The organism is Micromonospora sp. CNZ295 (assembly GCF_004217535.1).
Genome location: NZ_SHKZ01000001.1, coordinates 3644898 through 3664405, shown reverse-complemented (window position 1 = coordinate 3664405; position 19508 = coordinate 3644898). Strand labels below are relative to the sequence as shown.

Genomic DNA, 19508 nt, shown 5'->3' with positions numbered 1-19508 from the left:
TTGGTTCCCTCCTACTGGTCACAGCTTGGTGCGGTACTTATTTGGGTGGTCCATGGGGTGGCGGTGGGGGTTAGCCAGAGTTCGGCCGTTCCGCTCCCGGTCTTCGCGGTGTGCACGGTCACCTCCAACGTGCGGGAGGCGCCCGGTGGGAGCTCCACGCGCGCGGTGGCCACCTGCCGTTTCCGCTCGGTGCCGGTGGCGACCGGGAGGGCGGCTCCGTCGAGCCGGGCCCCCACCACGCCGCCGCCGGCCGGGCTGTACACCGACACCAGTGGCCGGATGGCGTACGGGTTGGGCGACCGGCCGGCCCCGAGGACGGATCTGTTGAGGCCCGTCTTCGGCGCGGTGGAGCGCAGGGTGACCTGCAGGCGCAGTTCCCTGGTCCCGTCGGGTTGGCAGTCCCCGACCGTCAGCGTCGCCGCGTTGCGCAGGTAGTAGCCGAGCTTCGTGCCGCTGCCGTCGTTGAGGAACACGCCGACCGTCGGCACGGTGTCCGTCTCCGGGAGCACGCCGGCCATCCGGCTGTCGCCGAGCGTCCGTTGTTCTTCCGGTCGGGCACTCCAGAACAATATCCGACGTTCAGTAACAGAACGACCGAATACGGACAAAATGGTCCGCGAGTCGACCTTCTTCGTGAACAGCGCCTCGAAGGCGGCGGCCGCCGCGGCGGCGTAGTAGTCGTCCTGCTCGCGCGGGTCGAACCGGAGGTAGACGTCGCTGAGCAGGGTGCGCACCACGGTGTCGGACGCCAGTGACGCACCGCCGGGCACCGGGACCGGCCCGGTGGCCTTCAGCAGGTACGACAGCACCACCGGATCGACAGCGAGCACCCCGTCCACCGTGGTCCCGGTCTTGCGCCGGACCATCTCCCGGTAGAGGGCGGCCGCGGTCGGGAAGTGCGGGCTGAGGTTGACGTCGGCCGGATAGATCCCGGGCAGGTCACCCCAGAGGGCGTGGACCTCGTCGGGGATCTTCAGCGGCGGCAGGAAGGGCCGGAGTCCGACGCTCGTGCCCTGGCCGCCCAGCCGGAGCCGCCCGCCCTCGGCGTGCAGCAGGGCGTACGCGCCGATCATGCCGCCGGTGGCACGTACCTCGGCCGGGTTCTGGAACGCCAGGAGGTAGGTGCGCGGGCCGTCCACGCCGAGCAGCGGCGGCAGCAGCCGGGTCGCCTGGCCGGCGGCGGCGGTCAGGTCCGCGAGCCGGTCGATCTCCCCGCGCAGATCGGTGAGGGCCGCGCGGACCTGCGCCACGAGACCGGCGGTGGGCACGTCGGCGAGGCTCCCCCGGGCCTGCTGGACGGTGGCGTCGACGGCCCGGAGGTCGGTCGAGAGGGCACGCAGCCGCCGCACGTCGAGGCGTCCCCCCTGCGGCAGCAGGGTGCTCAGGTCCGCCCGGAGCAACGACGGGAACGCGTCGCGCGCCAGGTCGTCGATCGCGACCGCGATCTGCCGGACGGCCACCAGGTTGTCCCCCGCGTACGGGGCCTGCCGGCCGAGCCACCAGCCCGGGTCGTCGGTTGCCCGGCGGGCCGCGCCGGCCTGCTCCTGGAGCGCGCCGAGGGTGCGGTGGGCCCGCTCGGTGTCCCCGCTGACCAGCTGCGCGCTCAGATCCCGGGCCAGCCCCGCCGCGTTGACCAGGTGGGCCCGGGCCTGCCAGCCGCGGAACCCGACCCAGCCGGCCGAGACCAGCAGCACCGAGCCGGCCACCAGGGCGGCGAGCAGTGCCCGGCGCAGTCGGGCACGCCGACGCCGGCGGGACGAACCGCGCCGTCGGCGCGGCGTCTCGCTCTCGGCCACTCCACCACACTCCGTTCCCCGAAATCGGACACTCGGGTCGATATCTCTGTCGTTCTAACACCGTAACGACGGAGCTGTGGGTTTATGACGGGATTGACCGATTGTGAGTGGGCCTCGGCTCAGCGACCGGCGGCGGCGTCGTACAGCAGTCGTTCGATCCGCTCGACGCCGGCCGGCATCGACATCTGCCGCAGGTACGCCTCGCGGCCGCGGCGCCCCATGTCGTCCCGGGCGGACGACGGGATGGTGGCGGCCAGCCAGAACCGGTCGGCGAGCGTCGCCCAGTCCTCCGGCGGGCAGGACAGCCCGGCGCGGGCGCGTTCCACCACCTCGGCGGTGTCGCCGCCGGCCGAGGCGATGACCGGCGCGGCGCAGGACAGGGCCGCCTGGAGCTTGCCGGGCAGCGTGCTGCGCAGCTCAGGCAGGTCGCGGAGCATGACCAGCTGGTAGTCGGCGGCCGCGTACAGGTCCGGCATGTCCAGCGGCGAGCGCCGCTCCACGAACCGCACGTTGTCGGCCCGCAGCTCGGCGGCGAGCCCCCGCACCCGCCGCTCCTGCTCACCCGACCCGACCAGCACCAGGTCCATCGTGCGATCGAGGGTGGCCGCCGCCCGTACCGCGGTCTCCAGGCCCTGCCGCGCGCCGATGGTGCCGGCGTGCATGACCACACAGCGGTCGTCACGCCGGACCAGGCGGCGGGCCGCCGGGCTGGGCCGGGCGGGATGGAAGATCCGCTCATCGGTCCAGTTGAGGACGACCTCGACCCGCTCCGGATCGGCGCCGGCGGCCACCACCAGCTCCCGCAGGGAGGGCGCGGCGACCGCGATCCGGTCGGCGGCCCGGTAGCTGCGCGCCATCGCGCCGGCGATCCGGGCTGCCCACCGGCCGTGCTCGCCGGCCGCCGGCTCCTCCTCGGCCCACACGTCCTGCACGTGCAGGACGGTCGGCACCTTGCCGAGCAGCCGGAGCAGGCTGGCGGCGGCGAACGCGGTGGCCGGCGGCTGGTGGACGTAGAGCGCGTCGACGCCGGCCAGGAACCGCCGGCCGACCAGGGACGCGCTGCCGGCGAAGGAGAGGTAGCCGGCGATCCGGCCGCGGATCGAGCCGTCCCCTCCGGCGTAGCGGGGCACCCGCCGGACGGTCAGCCGCTCGCTGCGGGTCTCGTGGTGCCAGCGCTGGCGCCAGCCCGGGTAGACGTGCCCGCCCGGGTAGTCCGGGAACCCGGTCAGCACCCGCACCTCGTGGCCCCGGCGGGCCAGCTCCTCGGCGAGGCTGCCGGGGATGAAGGCCGGCTCCGGCGGGAAGTGGTAGGTCAGGATCCCGATCCTCATCCGCGCTCCCCCGTGCTCGGCGCGGCGCCCTGCCGGCGCCGGCCGCTGTCCGCGTACGATGCCGGCAGCCCCTCCGGGTCTGCCCGACAGGCCCCAACGTCCGGCCGTCCACGCCGGACGACAGTCGCGTACGCAAGAGGGGTTTCGATGCTCGACCGGGTGCTGTTCGTCTGCCACGCCAACCTGTGCCGGTCCCCGATGGCCGAGTACCTGGCCCGCCGGCTGTTGGCCGGCCGGCCGGTGGAGGTGTCCAGCGCCGGCACCGACGCCGTGGCGGGCCTGGCCATGCACCCGTACGCGGCGGAGATCGCCGCCTCGGCCGGCGCGGACCCGGCCGGGTTCCGCAGCCGCCGGCTGCTCCGGGAGCACCTGGTCGGCGCGACGCTCGTGCTGACGGCGACCCGGCGCCAGCGCTCGCTGTGCAGCTCCCTCGCGCCGGCCGTGCTGCACCGGACGTTCACGCTGCGCCAGTTCGGCCGGCTCGCCGCCGCCGCCGAGCCGGCGCCGGCGGCGGACGATTCGCTGCGGGCCGCGGTGGCGGCCGCCGCCCGCGCCCGGGGGCGGCTGCAACCAGCCGCCCCCGACGCGGATGACCTGCGGGACCCGATCGGCGGCGGTGCCGCCGACTTCCGACGCTGCGCCGAGGAGATCGAACGGTCGCTGCGACCCCTCGCCGCGCTCATCGGGACAGCCGGGTGAGTTCCTGCGTACGGTCGCTGACCACGCCCGTCTGGGCCGGGGCGGCGTGCCGTGGGGCCGACATCCGCTCGGCCGGCACGGCCGGCGGCTCGGCCGCGGTGACCACCCGGTAGGCCTCGTACTGGTACGCCTCGGCCTTCGGCACCTTCGCCATGTTCAGCACGCAGCCCAGCATCCGCACCGAGACCGAGTGCAGCGACCGGGCGGCCGTGGCCACCTGCGAGCGGGAGGTCCGGCCCTGCTGGGTGACCAGCAGCGCGCCGTCGGCCTGGACGGCCACCACCACGCCGTCGGTGACCGCGAGCAGCGGCGCGGTGTCGATGATGACGATGTCGGCCGACTCGCGCAGCGCGAGCAGCAGGTCCGCCATCGCCTTCGAACCGAGCAGTTCGCTCGGGTTGGGCGGCGCCGAGCCGCTGGGCAGCACCAGCAGCGACTTGTCCCCCCACCGCTGGACGACGTCGCCGACCTGCACGTCGCCCACGAGCACGTCGGTGAGCCCGACGCCGTCGTCCAGTCCCAGGTAGTCGCCGACCTTCGGGCGGCGCAGGTCGGCGTCGACCAGCAGCACCCGCCAGCCGGCCTCGGCGAGGGCGATGGCGAGGTTGCAGGAGAGCGTGGTCTTGCCCTCCCCCTGCAGGGCGCTGGTGACCGCGATGACCCGGGCGGGCTCGTGCACGTCGACGAAGCGCAGGTTGGTCCGCAGCTTGCGGACCGCCTCGGCCCGGGCGGACGAGGCCGCCTCGCCGACGATCAGCGGCGACGCCTTCGCGGTGGCCTCGAAGGGGATCTCGCCGAGCAGCGGACTGCCGGTGACGCGCTGGAGGCCGGCGGCGTCCCGCAGCCGGACGTCGGCCAGCCCACGCAGGATCGCCAGGCCGACGCCGGCGAGCAGGCCGAGCAGCGTCCCGACGGCGAAGTTGCGCACCGGCTGCGGGTAGACCGGCGTCGAGCTGACCGCCGGCCCGCTGACCACCTCGATCTTGATCGGGCCGGCCTTGCCGTCGGGCGTGGTCTCGACCTTCTGCACGAGCTCCACGAACTTCGCCGACAGGGCCTCGGTGACGCGCAGCGCCCGGGTCTGGTCGGTGTCCGTGACCGAGGCGCGCAGCAGGACGGTGCCGTTCTCGGTGGAGGTGCTGACGCGACTCTGCACCTGCTCGGCGGTGAGCCCGACCTGGTTGTCGGCGACCACGCTCTGCGCCAGGCGGTCGCTGGTCAGCAGTTCGGCGTACGACTTCACCCGCTGCTGGAGGAAGAGGCCGCCCTGGTAGGCGTCGGTCACCCCCTGGCTCGGCGTGGTGACGAAGAAGGTCACCGAGGCGACGTACCGGGGCTGGGCCCGGACGGTGACCAGGGCGGTGACGCCCAGCGCGACCATGAGCGTGACGAGAACGATCCACCAGTGCCGGCGCACGAGGCGGAGGTGGCGGAACAGGTCCATCAGGCGGGCCTCCGAACCAGGCCGGTAACGCCAATCTGCTTCACGAAAACCCCCAAGGTCGACTAATCGCGTGAAACCATTAAAGCGGTTCATGCGTCTTATGTCCGGACTTATGTCATTTCACCGATCAGACAGGCGCACGTTTTCCCCAACGGACAAACGGAATGGCGCGGGGGAGGTCACGTCGTTCCCGCTCGCCGTGCGTCATCCGCCTGGTTAGGGTGGAGACCGGTGTGCCGGGAAGCCTGGTCGGCAGTCGATTCCTGCTGCTCCGAACCCCGGGATGGAACGCGCCCATGACCGACCGCAGCCGCCAGGGCCGCGCCCGCCGCCTCTTCTCGCGTACCTCCTGGCCGGAGGCCCGCTTCCTGGCCGATGTGCTGCGGACCGAGACCGTCGGCGGCGGCCTGCTGCTGCTCGGCGCGGTCCTGGCGCTGATCTGGGCGAACTCACCCTGGGGCGACACGTACACGGCGTTGACCAGATGGGTGCCGTGGCCCGGGGGCGCCGGGCTGCACCTGGACCTGAGCCTCGCCTCCTGGGCCGCGGACGGCCTGCTGGCGATCTTCTTCTTCGTGGTCGGGCTGGAGCTCAAGCGCGAATTCGTGGCCGGTGACCTGCGCGACCCCCGCCGCGCCGCGCTGCCGGTCATCGCGGCGGCCGGCGGTATGGCGATGCCCGCGCTGATCTACCTCGGCGTCAACCTCGCCGCGGGTGGCGGGAACCTGCGGGGCTGGGCCATCCCGACCGCCACCGACATCGCCTTCGCGCTGGCGGTGCTGGCCGTCATCGGTTCCCACCTGCCCCAGGGCCTGCGGGCGTTCCTGCTCACCCTCGCCGTGGTCGACGACCTGCTCGCCATCACGATCATCGCCGTCTTCTACACCGACGACCTCAGCGTTCTCCCGCTGCTCGGCGCGCTGGCGCCGATCGCGCTCTTCGGGCTGCTCGTCCAGCGCCGCCGGACCTGGTGGTGGGCCCTCATCCCACTGGCCGTCGTGGCCTGGACACTGGTGCACTCCTCCGGCGTGCACGCCACGATCGCCGGCGTGCTGCTCGGCTTCACCGTCCCGGTGCTGGGGGGCCGGGACGGTGACCGGCACGGCCTCGCCGAGCGCCTCGAACACCGGTGGCGGCCGGTGTCCGCCGGCTTCGCCGTCCCGGTGTTCGCCTTCTTCGCCGCCGGGGTGTCGCTGCGCGGCGCCGACCTGGGCGCGGTGGCCACCGACCCGATCGTCGTCGGCATCACCGCCGGTCTGGTGCTCGGCAAGGTGCTCGGCATCTTCGGCTCGACGTTCCTGCTGGCCCGGTTCACCCGCGCCCGGCTCGACGAGGACATCACCTGGACCGACCTGCTCGGCGTCGCCCTGCTGGCCGGCATCGGCTTCACCGTGTCGCTGCTGATCGGCGAACTCGCCTTCGGCACCGGGACCGCCGCCGACGACAACGTCAAGGCGGCGGTGCTCAGCGGCTCGGTGATCGCCGCGCTGCTCGCCTCGACCGTCCTGGTCCGCCGCAACGCCGCCTACCGGCGGATCGCGGCGGCGGAGCGGGTGGACGCCGACCGGGACGGGATCCCCGACGTCTACCAGCGCCGCGACGGCTGACCGGGCCGGCGCCCCATCCCGCGCCCGCCGCGCGGGGGACGACACGACGGCGGGCACCGGGGGCCCTGGCCCGCGGTGCCCGCCACCGTGCTCACGCTCGCTCGTCGGCGCGGCGGCGCTCCTCCTCGTCGGCGAGGGCGTCGCTGACCGGCTCCAGGAGGTCGTCGCCGGGCACCGCCACCTCCTCCGCCCGGTCCTGCTCGTCCGCCCGGCCGCCCGGCGGCGGCTGGGGCGCCGTGGCGCCACCGGCGAACCCGTACTCGTTCGGCTCGTCATGCCTGCTCATGGGGTCAACCTCCCGGAACGTCCGCTTCGGCCGCCCAGCGGCGGCGTCGTGATCGTTCTTCCCGGGCGGGGTGGGGATACTCGCCGGCCGGCTCACGGGTGCGCCGCGCCGCCGGTCACGGCGCGCCGCGCGGCGGTCCGGGCGCGCACGGCACCCGGCGGGTCCGGGCGCGCGGCGCGCGGCGCGTCACGGCGCGCGGCGCGTCAGGCGAGCTGGCTGACCGCCTCCAGGATCAGCCAGAGCCCGCAGATCGCGAACAGGATCGCGGCGCCGTACTTCACGGCCTTCTCCGGCAGCTTCCGGCCGAGCAACCGGCCCACGAGAATGGCCAGGGCGTCGGCGGCCACCATGCCGATGGTCGAGCCGATCCAGGTGCCGAACCAGCCGTACTGGGTGGCCAGGGTGATGGTGGCCAGCATGGTCTTGTCGCCAAGCTCGGCGAGGAAGAAGGCGACACCGACCGCGACGACCGCCGACTTGCTGGACCTCTCCGCCTTGCGCCGCTCCTCCTCGGTGAGCTTGTCGCCGCGCAGCGTCCAGGCGCCGAAACCGAGGAAGGCCACACCGGCCAGCAGTGAGATCCACTCGGTGGGCAACGCGGCCCCGAGACCGTGGCCGATCGCCACCGAGGCCAGATGCACGACGGCCGTGGCAACCGTGATGCCGATCAGCACCGGCAGCGGCTTGAAGCGGGTGGCGAAGGTCAGCGCCATCAGCTGGGACTTGTCCCCCAGCTCGGCGACGAAGATGACGCCGAAGCTGACCACCAGCGCGACGAGGAAACCCTCCATGACATCCTTCCGGATCGGGCCGGGAGGAGGTACAGGGCGCCCTCGACCCGGCTGTACAGCCTGGGTCGAAGGTCTCGCCCGCCCCGGGAACGGGGCCGCGTGGCCGGGTGCGGAACGCACCAGTGTGTCGACCACGACATTGGGGGCTACTCCCCTTCGCGCCGTCCACCCTAGCTGATCAACGACGGCCGCCGACGCACCGGGTGGGCCGGATCACCTACTCGGCCCGGGCGAGGGTGACGCCGAACAGGCCGGCCGGGTCCGTCCAGAACTCCTGGACGGCGAACCGGGCGGCCGCGAGCTCGCCCGCGATCCCCTCCGGCCGGAACTTCGCCGAGACCTCCGTCCGCAGGTCCTCCCCGGCGGCGAAGGCCACGTCGAGATCGAGGACGCGGACCCGCATCGGCCGCCGCGCGCGCAGCCGCATCTCGATCCACTCCCGGTCCGGATCCCAGCACGCGACGTGGTCGAAACCCTCGGGATCGAAGTCGGCGTCCAGCTCCCGGTTGATCACGCGCAGCACGTTGCGGTTGAACTCGGCGGTCACCCCGGCCGCGTCGTCGTAGGCCGGGACGACGACCGCCGGATCCTTGACCAGGTCCGTGCCGATGAGCAGCCAGTCCCCCGGCTCCAGGACGGCGCGCATCGCGGCGAGGAACTCCCGCCGCTCGGCCGGCAGCAGGTTGCCGATCGTGCCGCCGAGGAACAGCACGAGCCGCCGCCCGCCGGCCGGCAGCCGGTCGAGGTGCCGGGTGAAGTCCCCGACGATCCCGCGTACGCGCAGGCCCGGGTAGTCGGCGGCGAGCTGCGCGGTGGACTGCCGCAGGGCGCTCACCGACACGTCCAACGGCACGAAGGTGCCCAGGTCACCGTGGCGGGTGAACGCGTCCAGCAGCAGCCGGGTCTTCTCCGAGGAGCCCGAGCCCAGCTCGATCAGGGTCTTGGCCCCGGTCACCGCCGCGATCTCGGCGGCCCGCTCGACCAGCACCGCGCGTTCGGCCCGCGTCGGGTAGTACTCCGGAAGCCGGGTGATCTCCTCGAAGAGCTGGCTGCCCCGGGCGTCGTAGAACCACTTCGGCGGCAGCCACTTCTCCTCGGCGGTCAGCCCGGTGCGGACGTCCTCCCGCAGCTCGCGTCCCAGGTCCTGCTCCTCGAGGTGGATCTCCAACGGCTCCGCGCTCATGTCTGCCCTTCCTGGTCGAGGTGTACGGACCGGTGGTCACACCTCCGCCAGGGCACGGATCCGCACCCCGGTCGCGGTGGCCTCCACCAGCTGCCCGTCCGGCACCGCCTGCCAGCCGGGCGCGTCGTCGTGCGGCTCGGACGCCAGCAGCACCGAGGCCGGCGTCGTACGGACCGACAGGGCGTGCCCGGCGACGCTCGCCACCACGGTGTGCCCGTCGGTGAGCAGCACGTTGAGTCGCGACCCGGGCGCGGCCCGGGCCACCGCCACCACCGTCTCGGCGACCGCGCGGGACGGCCTGATCCCGGCGCGCAGCCGGTGCCGGACCAGCGCCCACAGCAGCGCCGAGTCGGTGGCCGCGTCGAGGGTGAGCAGGTCGCGCACCGGCAACGCGCCGGCGAGCGGGACCATGCTGTCGGGCCAGCCCCGCACCACCCCGTTGTGGCTGAACAGCCAGCGGCCCGCGGCGAACGGCGCGGCGGCCGAGTCGAGCACCGCCATGCCCACGGTCGCGGACCGCACCGCCGCGAGAACCGCGCCGGCGGACGTGACGCCGGCCAGCTGCGCGATCGTCGGGTCGCTCCAGATCGGCTGGGCGCGCCGGTAGCGGACGGGCTCGCCGTCGCCCGGGTACCAGCCGACGCCGAACCCGTCCGCGTTGATCGTCCCGCCGCCGCGCATGTCGCGCGGCGCCCAGGACTGGCGCACCAGCGAGCACGGTGGGTCGAACAGCAGCTCCCGCAGCGTGACCGGCGGACCGAGGTACGCCAGGTGGCGGCACATCAGGCGACCCTCACGCGTGCGTCTCCTCCGGGGTGGCGTCCCGGGCACAGCGGAAGCCGCTGAAGATCTGCCGCCGGATCGGGAAGTCCCAGTTGCGGAACGTGCCCCGGCAGGCGGCCCGGTCGGTGCCGAACGACCCGCCGCGCAGCACCCGGTAGTCGTCGCCGAAGAAGACCTCGGAGTACTCCCGGTAGGGGAAGGCCGTGAAGCCGGGGTGACCGCGGAAGGTGGTCGAGGTCCACTCCCACACGTCGCCGATGAGCTGGTGGACGCCGAGCGGCGACGCGCCCGCCGGGTACGCGCCGACCGGCGCCGGCCACAGGTGCCGCTGGTCGAGGTTGGCGTGCTCGGCGCCCGGGTCACCGTCGCCCCACGGGTAGCGGCGGGACCGGCCGGTCGCCGGGTCCCAGCGGGCCGCCTTCTCCCACTCCGCCTCGGTCGGCAGCCGCTTGCCGGCCCAGGCCGCGTACGCCTGCGCCTCGTACCAGCAGACGTGCACCACCGGCTCGTCGTCGCGCACCGGCGCCCACCGGCCGAAGCGGCGGTACGCCCAGCCGTCGCCGTCGCGGCGCCAGTGCATCGGGGCGGACAGCCCCGCCTCCTGCCGGTGCGCCCAGCCGGCCGCGCTCCACCAGCGCGGATCGTCGTAACCGCCGTCGGCGATGAACACCGCGTACGCGCCGTTGGTGACCGGCGCCGCGTCGATGACGTACGCCGGCAGCCGCACCCGGTGGGCGGGCCGCTCGTTGTCCAACGCCCACGGGTCGGTGTCGGTGCCCATGGTGAACTCGCCCGCCGGCACCAGCACCTCCCCGCCCACCCGGGCCCGGGGCTCCGGCGGGGGCGGCGCGTCCAGCACCGCCGGCCCGGACCGCAGCTGGTGGGTGGCGAGCATGGTCTCGTCGTGCTGCTGCTCGTGCTGGACGATCATGCCGAAGGCGAAGCCGTCGGCGACCAGCGGCCGGTCCCCGAAGTCGACCCGGTCAAGCAGGTCGTACACCTTGTCGCGCACCGTCGCCACGTACGCGCGCGCCTCGGGCGGCGGCAGCAGGGGCAGTGCGGGACGGTCCCGGCGGGGCTGCTTGAAGGCGTCGTACAGGTCGTCGATGTCCTGGCGGACCGGCGGCCGGCCGCCGACGTCGCGTACCAGCCACAGCTCCTCCTGGTTGCCGACGTGGGCGAGATCCCACACCAGCGGCGACATCAGCGGCGAGTGCTGCCGCATCAGGTCGACGTCGTCGACCGCTCCGGTCAGCGCCGCGGTGCGGGCCCGGGTGCGGTCCAGTTCCGCGGCGATCCGGCTGCGCAGTGCCTCCCCGTCCGGCCGGTCGGTCCTCGTTCCCGTCACGGCTGCCTCCTCCCGGCGGCGTCGCGCCGCCGCCGTACGGCTTCGTCGATCTCGTCGTGCAGCGCGGCCGGCAGCCCCAGCCGGGGCAGTGCGGCCAGGGCCAGGTCGAGCAGGTCGGCCGCCGCCGCCGCGAGGCCGCGGTCGTGCAGGCCGTACCGCGCGGCGGCCGTCCACCGGTGGGCCTGGGCGCCGGCTGTCGCCCGCGCGGCCCGGGTCGTGGCCGGCTCGGCGAACAGCGCGGCGAGCACCGCCACCGGTACGGACCAGGAGCCCGCCGGCTGCGCGTCGAGGTAGCGCAGCTCCAGGTAGCCACGGGGCCGCACCGGCGGGAAGAGCGTGCTGACGTGGTAGTCGAGGTCGTCGGTGGTGGGCGGCCGGGGCAGTGCGCCGGCGAGCCAGTCGGCGAAGGTGACGCCGGCCGGGGGCGTCCAGTCCGGCCCGGCGCCACGCAGGCAGAGCAGCGGCGCGGCGAGGGCGTACGCCGTCCAGCCCGCGACCGGGTCCGCGTCGCCCTGCTCCGGCGTCCACACCGGCCGGGTGCGGGCCGGGTCGATGGCGAGCCACGCCGCCATCCGGGCCGACGCCCAGCCGGTCGGCCGCCCGGCGTGCCGGCCGGCGTTGGCGAAGGCGGCGAGCAGGGACGGGCCCACGGCGTGCGCCGCGGCCCACCGGTCGGTCAACTGGTCCGGCTCGCCCGCGTCCAGGCAGATCTGAAGGCCGGCGGTGCTGTACATCATCGTGCGACCGGCCGGCCCGCGCCGGTCGAAGACGCGCCGCATCGCCTGGTAGCGGGGAGTCTCGACGACCGGGATCGGCGGGCGGTGCGGGTCGATGCCGCCATCGCCGAGGAGCAGGCCGGCGCTGCTCAGGAGGCCCGTCAGCTGGGCCAGGTCGGCGTCGGCGGCGGCGACGAGGGCGGCGATCGAGGTGCGTGGCGCGGTGGAGATCTCCACCTGCCCGCCCGGCTCGACGGTCACGGAACTGCCGTGCCGGAGCTGCTGGGCGGGGCTCGCGTGGTCAAGTGTGCGGGGGCTGTGCGGCCCCAGCGCGGCCCGCAGCCGGTCGGCCTCGACCGGGCGGGCGGGGTGGACGGCGTCGTGGACCGTCCATTCGAGCTCGACCCCGAGGTGCCGGGGTGGGCCGGTCTTGAAGCAGATCCGGGCGAGGTGGCGCGCGGCGGCGGCGGTGGAGGTCAGGATCGTGCCCCGGTCCACCTCCGGAGACGTCACCACAGGTTTCCGCCCCCCTCGCCGAGCCGACGTCCGGTCCGTGCCACCGTAACGCGACCCACCGACATCGCCGGGCGCGTCCGGCCGGCCTTCCTTCTGTCTAGCAGATCGGCACGGCGCCTCCGGCGCGAACGCGACCGGCCCTCAGGAGGTCGCGGGCTGCGGCTTCGTCGCGGCGGATCCCTCGGCGACCGCCGCGGACGGCACCGACCTGGACTTCTTCGCGCCGGCGCCCGCGGCGGCCGCCGCGGACCCCGCCGGCTGGGGCTTCCCGCCGGTGCCCTCGCCGGACCCCGCGGACCCCGCGGACCCCGCGGACTTGGGCTTCTTGGGGGCGGGTTCGCCGACCAGATCGGTGCAGTAGCCGGTGACCTGGGCGCGACCGCCGGCAGCGGTCAGGAGGTCGGCGAAGCCCGGCGTGTCGAGGGCCTTCTCCCGCTGGGCCGGCGACTTCGCGAGGTACGCCTTGCAGTGCCCCGCCAGCCGCTTGCCCGGCCCGCCGGGCGACAGGGACGGGCCGGCGGTCGTCGGCGCGTCGGTGGTCGGCGTCGGGCGGCCGGAGGTCGGGTCGGCGCTCGGCGCGCCGGAGGTCGCGGCACCGCCGGGGCCGGCGGGTTCACTGTCGCTGGTGACCGGGGCGGGCGTGACCGGCCGCGGCGAGGTCGGCAGGATCGGACGGTCGATGGCGGCCGCCGCGAAGGCGACGCCGGCGGTCGCGGTGACCGTTATGCCGGCGGCCCACGCCATGGCGCCGGCGCGCAGCGACCGACGTCGGCGCGGGGGTTCGGCGGCGCGGATCGGAGCGGCACGGGCGGCGCGGAAGGCGGCGAGTGCGGACTCCTCCCCGGCGAGTTCGTCGGGTCGGGCGGGCGCGGCCGCGGCGGACAGCAGCCGGGCGAGCGGGTCGGCCCCGGCCGGTGGGGCACCGGTCGTGGCGTCCAGCAGCCGGTCGAGCCCGGCACCGTCGTGCCGTGCGCGGCGGAAGATCATCCGGAATCCCCTCACGTCAACCGTCCGCCGGCTCGGCGTGCGGTGCCGCCCGGCGGCGCGCTTCGCGGGGTCGGGGTGGGGTCGTGCCCTCGGTGCCGGCGGTGGCACGCCGTTCCATCAGCGCGGCGAGCCGCCGCAGGCCGCGGTGCGCGGCGGTGCGGACCGCACCCGGGCGACGCCCGAGCACCCGTCCCGCCGTCTCGGCGTCCAGCCCGACCACGGCCCGGAGCAGGACCGCCTCCGCCTCCCGCGGCGGGAGGGTGGCGATCAACGCGAGGGCGGCCTCGGTGCCGATGGTCTCGCCGGCGCGCTCCGCGGTGTCGGCGTCACCGGCGAGCTCGGCCAACGCCTGCACCGGCACGGGCAGCGACGGGCGTCGCCGCTGGCGGCGCAGATGGTCCATCGCCCGGTTCCGGGCGATGGTGACGGTCCAGGCGCGGAACTCCCCGCCGGCGAAGCCGGGCAGGTCGCGGGCCACCTGCAGCCAGGTCTCGGAGGCGACGTCCTCGGCGTCCGCGCCGACCAGGGCGGTCAGGTAGCGCAGGAGGCCGGGCTGCAGGCTGCGGTAGAGGAAGCGGAAGGCTTCCTCGTCCCCGGCCTGCGCCGCGATGACGGCCTCGTTCAGCTCTCCCGTCACGCCGCCCGCTTCCGTCCCGTGGCCGTAGCGGACCGGCGCCCGCCGGCACGGTCGGGCGTGACCACGAACCGGTCCGTCCACCGGACCTGATCCCGCACCCTCAGCCCCCCGCTGCCCTGCTCACGCCGGGGCCCACCGGCCCGACCGTTTCGCCTGGCCCCCACCAGGACGGCCCGGCCACCGGCGGTCACCGCCGACGGCCTCACGCGGGCCCGAGTCGGGCTAACGGTAGGAGCGCCGGGCCGATCGGACAAGTCGGCCGTACTCAAGAAAAGAGTGAGAATTATCAAGCCGTTCGGACGGCGTGTCGCCGTAACGTGGCCGGCGTCGGCGACGCTACCCGCGCGTCCGGCCCCAACCGGCGGGGTGTTCGCCCAGCTTACGACACAGCTAGGCGAGTCGCTTCACGCTCCGTCGCCAGTCCATCACACCACATCGGAGCCGCGTCCTCACCGGGGGCCACGTGCTGACCGGCCGGGTGGCCGACGGCGGCTCGGTCGAGACGCGTCACGCGTGCCCGGCCTGGGTACGGTATTGGCGTGTTGGCTTCGGGTGTCGTGCTCAGTGGGCGGTACCGCCTGGACGAACGTGTCGCCACCGGCGGCATGGGCGACGTCTGGCGGGGCACCGACCTGGTCCTGGGCCGGCCGGTGGCGGTCAAGGTGCTGCTGCCGGCCCTGGTCTCCGACCCCGACTTCATCGCCCGCTTCCGGGCTGAGGCCCGGATCATGGCCGCGCTGCGGCACCCCGGCATCGTGCAGGTCTTCGACAGCGGTGCGGACGTGCTCGCCGACGGCAGCCGCGCCGACTACCTGGTCATGGAGTTCGTGACGGGCGAACCGCTGTCCCGGCGGATCGAGGCCGCCGGCCGGCTCGACGTCGCCGAGACGATGTCGATCGTGGCGCAGGTCGCGCAGGCCCTGCACGCCGCGCACCGGCGCGGCATCGTGCACCGCGACGTCAAGCCGAGCAACCTGCTGGTGCAGGAGGACGGCAGCGTCGTGCTGGTCGACTTCGGGGTCGCCCGGTCGACAAACGTCACCAGCATCACGAGCACCAACGCCGTGCCGGGCACCGCGCTCTACATGGCGCCGGAGCAGGCCGCCGGGCGGCCCGTCTCGGGCGCCACCGACATCTACGCGCTGGGCGCGGTGGCGTACTGCTGCCTCAGTGGCAGTCCCCCGTTCACCGGCGACAATCCCCTCCAGGTCGCCGTCCGGCACCTCGACGACGAGCCGCCCGAGCTGCCGCACGACATTCCCGAGGCGGTCCGGGCGCTGGTCGGCCGGGCCCTGGCGAAGGATCCGGCGGCCCGGTTCAGCAGCGGCGCGGCGATGGCCGCCGCGGCCCGTGCCGCCGTGTCCGATCCGGCGGCGGCGACCGCGATGGTGGCAGCCGCCGCGCCGGGGTCGCTGCGCGGCGCCGATCCGACCACGCGCACCGACGCCGCGATGGCCGAGGCGCCCGGCCGGGCCCGCCGCGGGCCGCTGGTCGGGGCGGCCGCGGCCGTGTTGGTGGCGGTCGCCGGTCTGGGCACCGCGATCGCGATGAGCGGGGCGGCGGAAGCGCCGGCGGTCAACGTGCCGCCGGCGAGCAGCACGCCGGCCGACGACACGACCGGTGCGGAGGCGGTGCCGGTACTGCCGGTGGAGGACAGCCCCACACCGCAGCGCTCGTACCGGCCGGCCGGGTCCACTGGCCGCCCGTCGCCGTCGGCGTCGGTGACGCCGGACGGGTCACCGACTCCGAGCGAGCAGCCGTCCACCTCGCCGACCAGCCCGGCCCCGACGTCGGCGGCTCCCACGGGCACCACCACCACGGAGCCCGGGACGCCACCCACCACCGCGCCCGAGGATCCACCGACCGGCCCAGGCACCGGCTCCGACATCCCCGGCGGCGCCTGACCGCAGCGCCCCCCGGGCGCCGACGACACCGACCCGGCACCGCGCCCGGCATCCGCCGCCGCCCGGGCGGCTCGTGCGCTGCCGGTCTGCCAGCTGTGGCGCTACCCGGCCCGCCGCCCTGGCGGGCCGGGCAGCGCCGGGATCAGGTCCCGCAGAGGTGGTCTCACTGCGCGCCGAGCGCCGCCACGACCGGCCGGGACAGCGCCCGCCGGGCGGGCAGCACCGAGGCGGCCAGCGCGGCGAGCACCGCCACACCGAGCACCAGGCCGAGCCGGCCCAGGGGCAGCACCACCACGAACTCACCACTGAGCCGGCCCAGCAGGGCCATCGCCGCCGCGCTCACCGCCGTGCCCAACCCCACACCGAGCACGGCTCCGACCAACGCGGTCAGCACCGCCTCGACCGCCAGCATCAGCCGCATCCGGCCCCGGGTCAGCCCGACCGCGCGGAGCACGGCGTTCTCCCGGGTGCGCTCGACCACCGACAGGGTGAGCGTGTTCGCGACCCCGACCAGCGCGATCACCACGGCCAGGCCGAGCAGCCCGGTGACGATGGCCAGCAGCATGTCCACCGTGCCGGTGAGCATCTTCTTGTACGCGCCCTGGTCCATCAGGTTGACCGTCGGGTAGCGGGTGACCACCGCCTCGATCGCCGCCCGGGCCTGGTCCGGGCCGACACCGGCGGCCGGCTCGATCTCGGCGAGGTAGCCCCGCTCGGCGGGGAAGAGGGCGGCGAAGTCGGCGTCGACCACGTGCACGACGTGCCCCGCGGGCACCGGGCCGCCGGTCCGCGCGGGCCCGTCGTCGGTGACCACCGCGGCCACCCGCAGCGGCCGGTCGCGGACGGTGATGGTGGTGCCGGGCGTCCAGCCGCGCTCGGCGGCCAGTTCACCGCCGACGAGCGCCGTGCCCGGCCCGAGGAGGTCCGGGTCGCCCGCCCGCACGCCGGTCAGGGTCCGGCCGACCAGGGCGGGGTGCGCGGCCCGGATCTCCAGATCGGACCAGACGGCGCTGCGCTGCTCGTGGACGATCGCGAGTTCGGGCCGGGAACGCAGTTCCCCCACGACCGTCGCCGGCAGGCTTCCGCCGATGCCGGTGACCAGCCAGTCGACGCCGATCTCGTGGTCCACGCCGCGCTCGATGCTCACCTTGGCGCTCTGCGCGCCGACCACGAACGCGGAGACCAGACCGATGCCGAGGACCAGGGCGGTGGCGGTCGCGGCGATCCGGCGAGGGTTGCGGACGGCGTTCGCCACCGCCAGGGCGGCGGTCGCGCCGAGCAGCCGCCGGGCCGGCAGGCCGAACGCCCGCACCAGCGCGGGGACCAGGACCGGCCCGAACAGGACGATGCCGAAGAAGGCGAGCACTCCGCCGGCGGCGACCAGCGGGACCTGGGCCATGGGAGCGGCGCCGAGCAGCGCGGCGGTCCCGGCGGCCAGGACCAGCGCGCCGGCGGCCAGCCGGAACCGCCCGGCCCGCCGGGTCGGCTGGACCGCCGCGTCGGTCAGCGCCGCCACCGGGGCGACGCGGGTGCCCCGCCAGGCCGGTGCGAGGGCGGCGCCCACGGTGACCGCCGTACCCAGCGCGAGGCTGGCCAGCACGGTGGTGACGGTGACGGTCAGCCCGCCGGGCACGGGCGCGTCGAGCCGGGACATCAGCTGGTTCAGGCCGCCGGCCAGTCCCGCGCCGAGCAGTACGCCGGCCGCCGAGGCGGCCAGCCCGACCAGGGCGGCCTCCAGCACCGCGGCCCGGAACAACTGGCCCCGGGTGGCGCCGACGAGCCGCAGCAGCGCGGTCCGGCGGGTCCGCTGGGCCAGGACGATCGCGAAGGTGTTCGCGATGACGAAGCCGGCCACCACGACCGCCACGGCCGCGAAGGTGAGCAGGACGAGGTTGAACTGGTCCAGGTCGCGCACGGCGTCCTCGACCGCCTCGTCGAGGATGCGGTCCCGGGCCTGCACGGTCGTGGCGGGACCGGCGACGGCCGCCACGGCGTCAGCCAGGGCCGGGTGGTCCGCACCGGGCGCGGCGGCGACCAGGATCCGGTCGTAGCCGCGCTGCCCGGTCACGGCGAGCGCGTCCGCGCCGGCCAGTCCGATGAACGGGCCGCCGACGTCCCGCGGGGTGCCGTCCACGTCGACGGTGCCGACGAGGGTGTACGGGCGAGCGGCGCCGCTCGCGCCGCCGACCTGGACCGGGGCGCCGAGGGTGAAGCCCTCCGCGGCCACGGTCGGCGCGTCGAGGACCACCTCACCGGGCCGTTCGGGCAGCCGGCCGGCCACCACGTCGTACGACTGGAGCACCGGGTCGGTGGGGATCGCGGCGAGCACCGCGTAGCCGAGCACCGGCCGGCCGTCGGACCCGACGACACCTCCGGAGCCGAGCAGTTCCCCCTCGGCGGCGGCCACGCCGGGCACGGCGCGGACCCGCTCGACCAGCGCGGCCGGCAGCGATTTCTCGCCGGCCGGGTAGACGCCGAGGTCGGTGTGGCGGTCGAAGGCGCCCGCCCGGTCGTACGCGCCGGCCCGCATGCCGTCGACGAACATCAGCGTGCCGGCGACGAACGCGACGCCGAGCACGACGGCCAGGGCGGACAGCAGCAGGCGCAGCGCCTCCGCCCGCAGCGAGCGCAGGGTCAGCCGGATCACCGGACCACCGCCGGGTCGCCGGGGTGCCGGGCCGGGTCGAGGCCGGCCAGTGCGTCGAGCACCCGCTCGGCGGTCGGCTCGGTGAGGTCCCGCACGAACCGGCCGTCGGCCAGGAACACCACCCGGTCGGCGTGGCTCGCGGCGACCGGGTCGTGGGTCACCATGACCACGGTATGGCCGAGGGTGTCGACGGCCTCGCGGAGCAGCCGCAGGACCTCCGCGCCGGAGCGGGAGTCGAGGTTGCCGGTGGGCTCGTCGGCGAAGATCACCCACGGCTTCGTGACGATGGCGCGGGCCACCGCCACCCGCTGCTGCTGCCCGCCGGACAGCTCGGCCGGGCGGTGTCGCAGCCGGTCGCCGAGTCCGACGGCGGCGACCACCTGGCGCAGCCAGGCCGGGTCGGGGCGCCGCCCGGCGATCGACATCGGCAGGACGACGTTCTCCTCGGCGGTGAGCGCCGGCAGCAGGTTGAACGACTGGAAGACGAACCCGATCCGGTCCCGTCGCAGCAGGGTGAGTCCCCGGTCGTCGAGGCGGCCGAGGTCGGCGTCGCCGACCCGTACCGTCCCCGCGTCCGGGCGGTCCAGGCCGGCGAGGCAGTGCAGCAGGGTCGACTTGCCGGAGCCGGACGGGCCCATGATGGCGGTGAACGCCCCGGCGGCGAAGTCGACGTCGACGCCGTCGAGGGCGACGACGGCGGCCGGGCCGGTGCCGTAGCGGCGGGTCAGGCCGTGGGCGGTCACCGCGACCCCGGCGGTGGCGGGCGCGGGCGGTGCGACGGGCATGCGTGCTCCCCGTGACGATCGGAAACGGAACGTCTCCGACGCTATGGG

Annotated in this window: 16 protein-coding genes; 3 read left to right on the top strand and 13 right to left on the bottom strand. The window is 75.3% G+C overall.

Going from position 1 to position 19508, the window contains the following annotated elements:
- Positions 1–11 precede the first annotated feature (11 nt).
- Positions 12–1796, bottom strand: coding sequence for a DUF4012 domain-containing protein (locus EV376_RS17280; protein ID WP_130324513.1), 1785 nt, complete (start codon positions 1794–1796; stop codon positions 12–14).
- A 119-nt stretch (positions 1797–1915) separates the two neighbouring features.
- Positions 1916–3127, bottom strand: coding sequence for a glycosyltransferase family 4 protein (locus tag EV376_RS17275; protein ID WP_130324511.1), 1212 nt, complete (start codon positions 3125–3127; stop codon positions 1916–1918).
- A gap of 147 nt (positions 3128–3274) precedes the next feature.
- On the opposite strand from EV376_RS17275, the gene EV376_RS17270 reads away from it, so the two are divergent.
- Positions 3275–3826, top strand: a complete 552-nt coding sequence (locus EV376_RS17270; protein ID WP_130324509.1) for an arsenate reductase/protein-tyrosine-phosphatase family protein — start codon at positions 3275–3277, stop codon at positions 3824–3826.
- Here EV376_RS17270 and EV376_RS17265 read toward each other — a convergent pair.
- Positions 3807–5270, bottom strand: a complete 1464-nt coding sequence (locus EV376_RS17265) for a polysaccharide biosynthesis tyrosine autokinase (RefSeq protein ID WP_130324507.1) — start codon at positions 5268–5270, stop codon at positions 3807–3809. The two genes, EV376_RS17270 and EV376_RS17265, sit on opposite strands and share 20 nt — an antisense overlap.
- A 296-nt stretch (positions 5271–5566) precedes the next feature.
- On the opposite strand from EV376_RS17265, the gene nhaA reads away from it, so the two are divergent.
- Entirely contained in the window at positions 5567–6877 is a 1311-nt protein-coding gene (gene nhaA / locus EV376_RS17255; RefSeq protein ID WP_130324505.1) for a Na+/H+ antiporter NhaA, read from the top strand.
- Positions 6878–6968: 91 nt separating this feature from the next.
- Here nhaA and EV376_RS17250 read toward each other — a convergent pair whose 3' ends face one another.
- The 8 genes from EV376_RS17250 to EV376_RS17215 form a co-directional block, all read right to left on the bottom strand.
- Complete coding sequence (locus tag EV376_RS17250; protein ID WP_130324503.1) at positions 6969–7163, bottom strand: hypothetical protein; 195 nt, start codon at positions 7161–7163, stop codon at positions 6969–6971.
- A 203-nt stretch (positions 7164–7366) separates the two neighbouring features.
- Positions 7367–7954, bottom strand: coding sequence for a TMEM165/GDT1 family protein (locus EV376_RS17245; RefSeq protein WP_130324501.1), 588 nt, complete (start codon positions 7952–7954; stop codon positions 7367–7369).
- Between the two features lie 217 nt (positions 7955–8171).
- Positions 8172–9137, bottom strand: coding sequence for an L-histidine N(alpha)-methyltransferase (egtD, locus tag EV376_RS17240; RefSeq protein WP_130324499.1), 966 nt, complete (start codon positions 9135–9137; stop codon positions 8172–8174).
- A 36-nt stretch (positions 9138–9173) separates the two neighbouring features.
- The gene (egtC, locus tag EV376_RS17235) at positions 9174–9920 is read right to left on the bottom strand and encodes an ergothioneine biosynthesis protein EgtC (RefSeq protein WP_130324497.1); all 747 of its coding nucleotides are present in this window, start codon (positions 9918–9920) and stop codon (positions 9174–9176) included.
- Positions 9921–9930: 10 nt separating this feature from the next.
- Positions 9931–11268, bottom strand: coding sequence for an ergothioneine biosynthesis protein EgtB (gene egtB / locus EV376_RS17230; RefSeq protein WP_130324495.1), 1338 nt, complete (start codon positions 11266–11268; stop codon positions 9931–9933).
- On the bottom strand, positions 11265–12500 hold the full coding sequence (egtA, locus tag EV376_RS17225; protein ID WP_130324493.1) for an ergothioneine biosynthesis glutamate--cysteine ligase EgtA: 1236 nt from the start codon (positions 12498–12500) through the stop codon (positions 11265–11267). Before egtA ends, egtB begins: the two co-directional genes overlap by 4 nt.
- A gap of 141 nt (positions 12501–12641) precedes the next feature.
- Positions 12642–13487, bottom strand: a complete 846-nt coding sequence (locus EV376_RS17220; RefSeq protein WP_130324491.1) for a hypothetical protein — start codon at positions 13485–13487, stop codon at positions 12642–12644.
- Between the two features lie 16 nt (positions 13488–13503).
- On the bottom strand, positions 13504–14124 hold the full coding sequence (locus tag EV376_RS17215; protein WP_130324489.1) for an RNA polymerase sigma factor: 621 nt from the start codon (positions 14122–14124) through the stop codon (positions 13504–13506).
- A gap of 539 nt (positions 14125–14663) precedes the next feature.
- Here EV376_RS17215 and EV376_RS17210 point away from each other — a divergent pair.
- A complete protein-coding gene (locus tag EV376_RS17210) occupies positions 14664–16028 on the top strand; it encodes a serine/threonine-protein kinase (RefSeq protein WP_130324487.1) in 1365 nt (454 codons plus the stop codon).
- A 163-nt stretch (positions 16029–16191) separates the two neighbouring features.
- On the opposite strand, the gene EV376_RS17205 is transcribed toward EV376_RS17210, so the two are convergent.
- Positions 16192–18675, bottom strand: a complete 2484-nt coding sequence (locus EV376_RS17205; RefSeq protein WP_130324485.1) for an ABC transporter permease — start codon at positions 18673–18675, stop codon at positions 16192–16194.
- On the bottom strand, positions 18672–19460 hold the full coding sequence (locus tag EV376_RS17200) for an ABC transporter ATP-binding protein (protein ID WP_130324483.1): 789 nt from the start codon (positions 19458–19460) through the stop codon (positions 18672–18674). The genes EV376_RS17205 and EV376_RS17200 overlap by 4 nt, the downstream gene beginning before the upstream one ends.
- Positions 19461–19508: the final 48 nt, after the last annotated feature.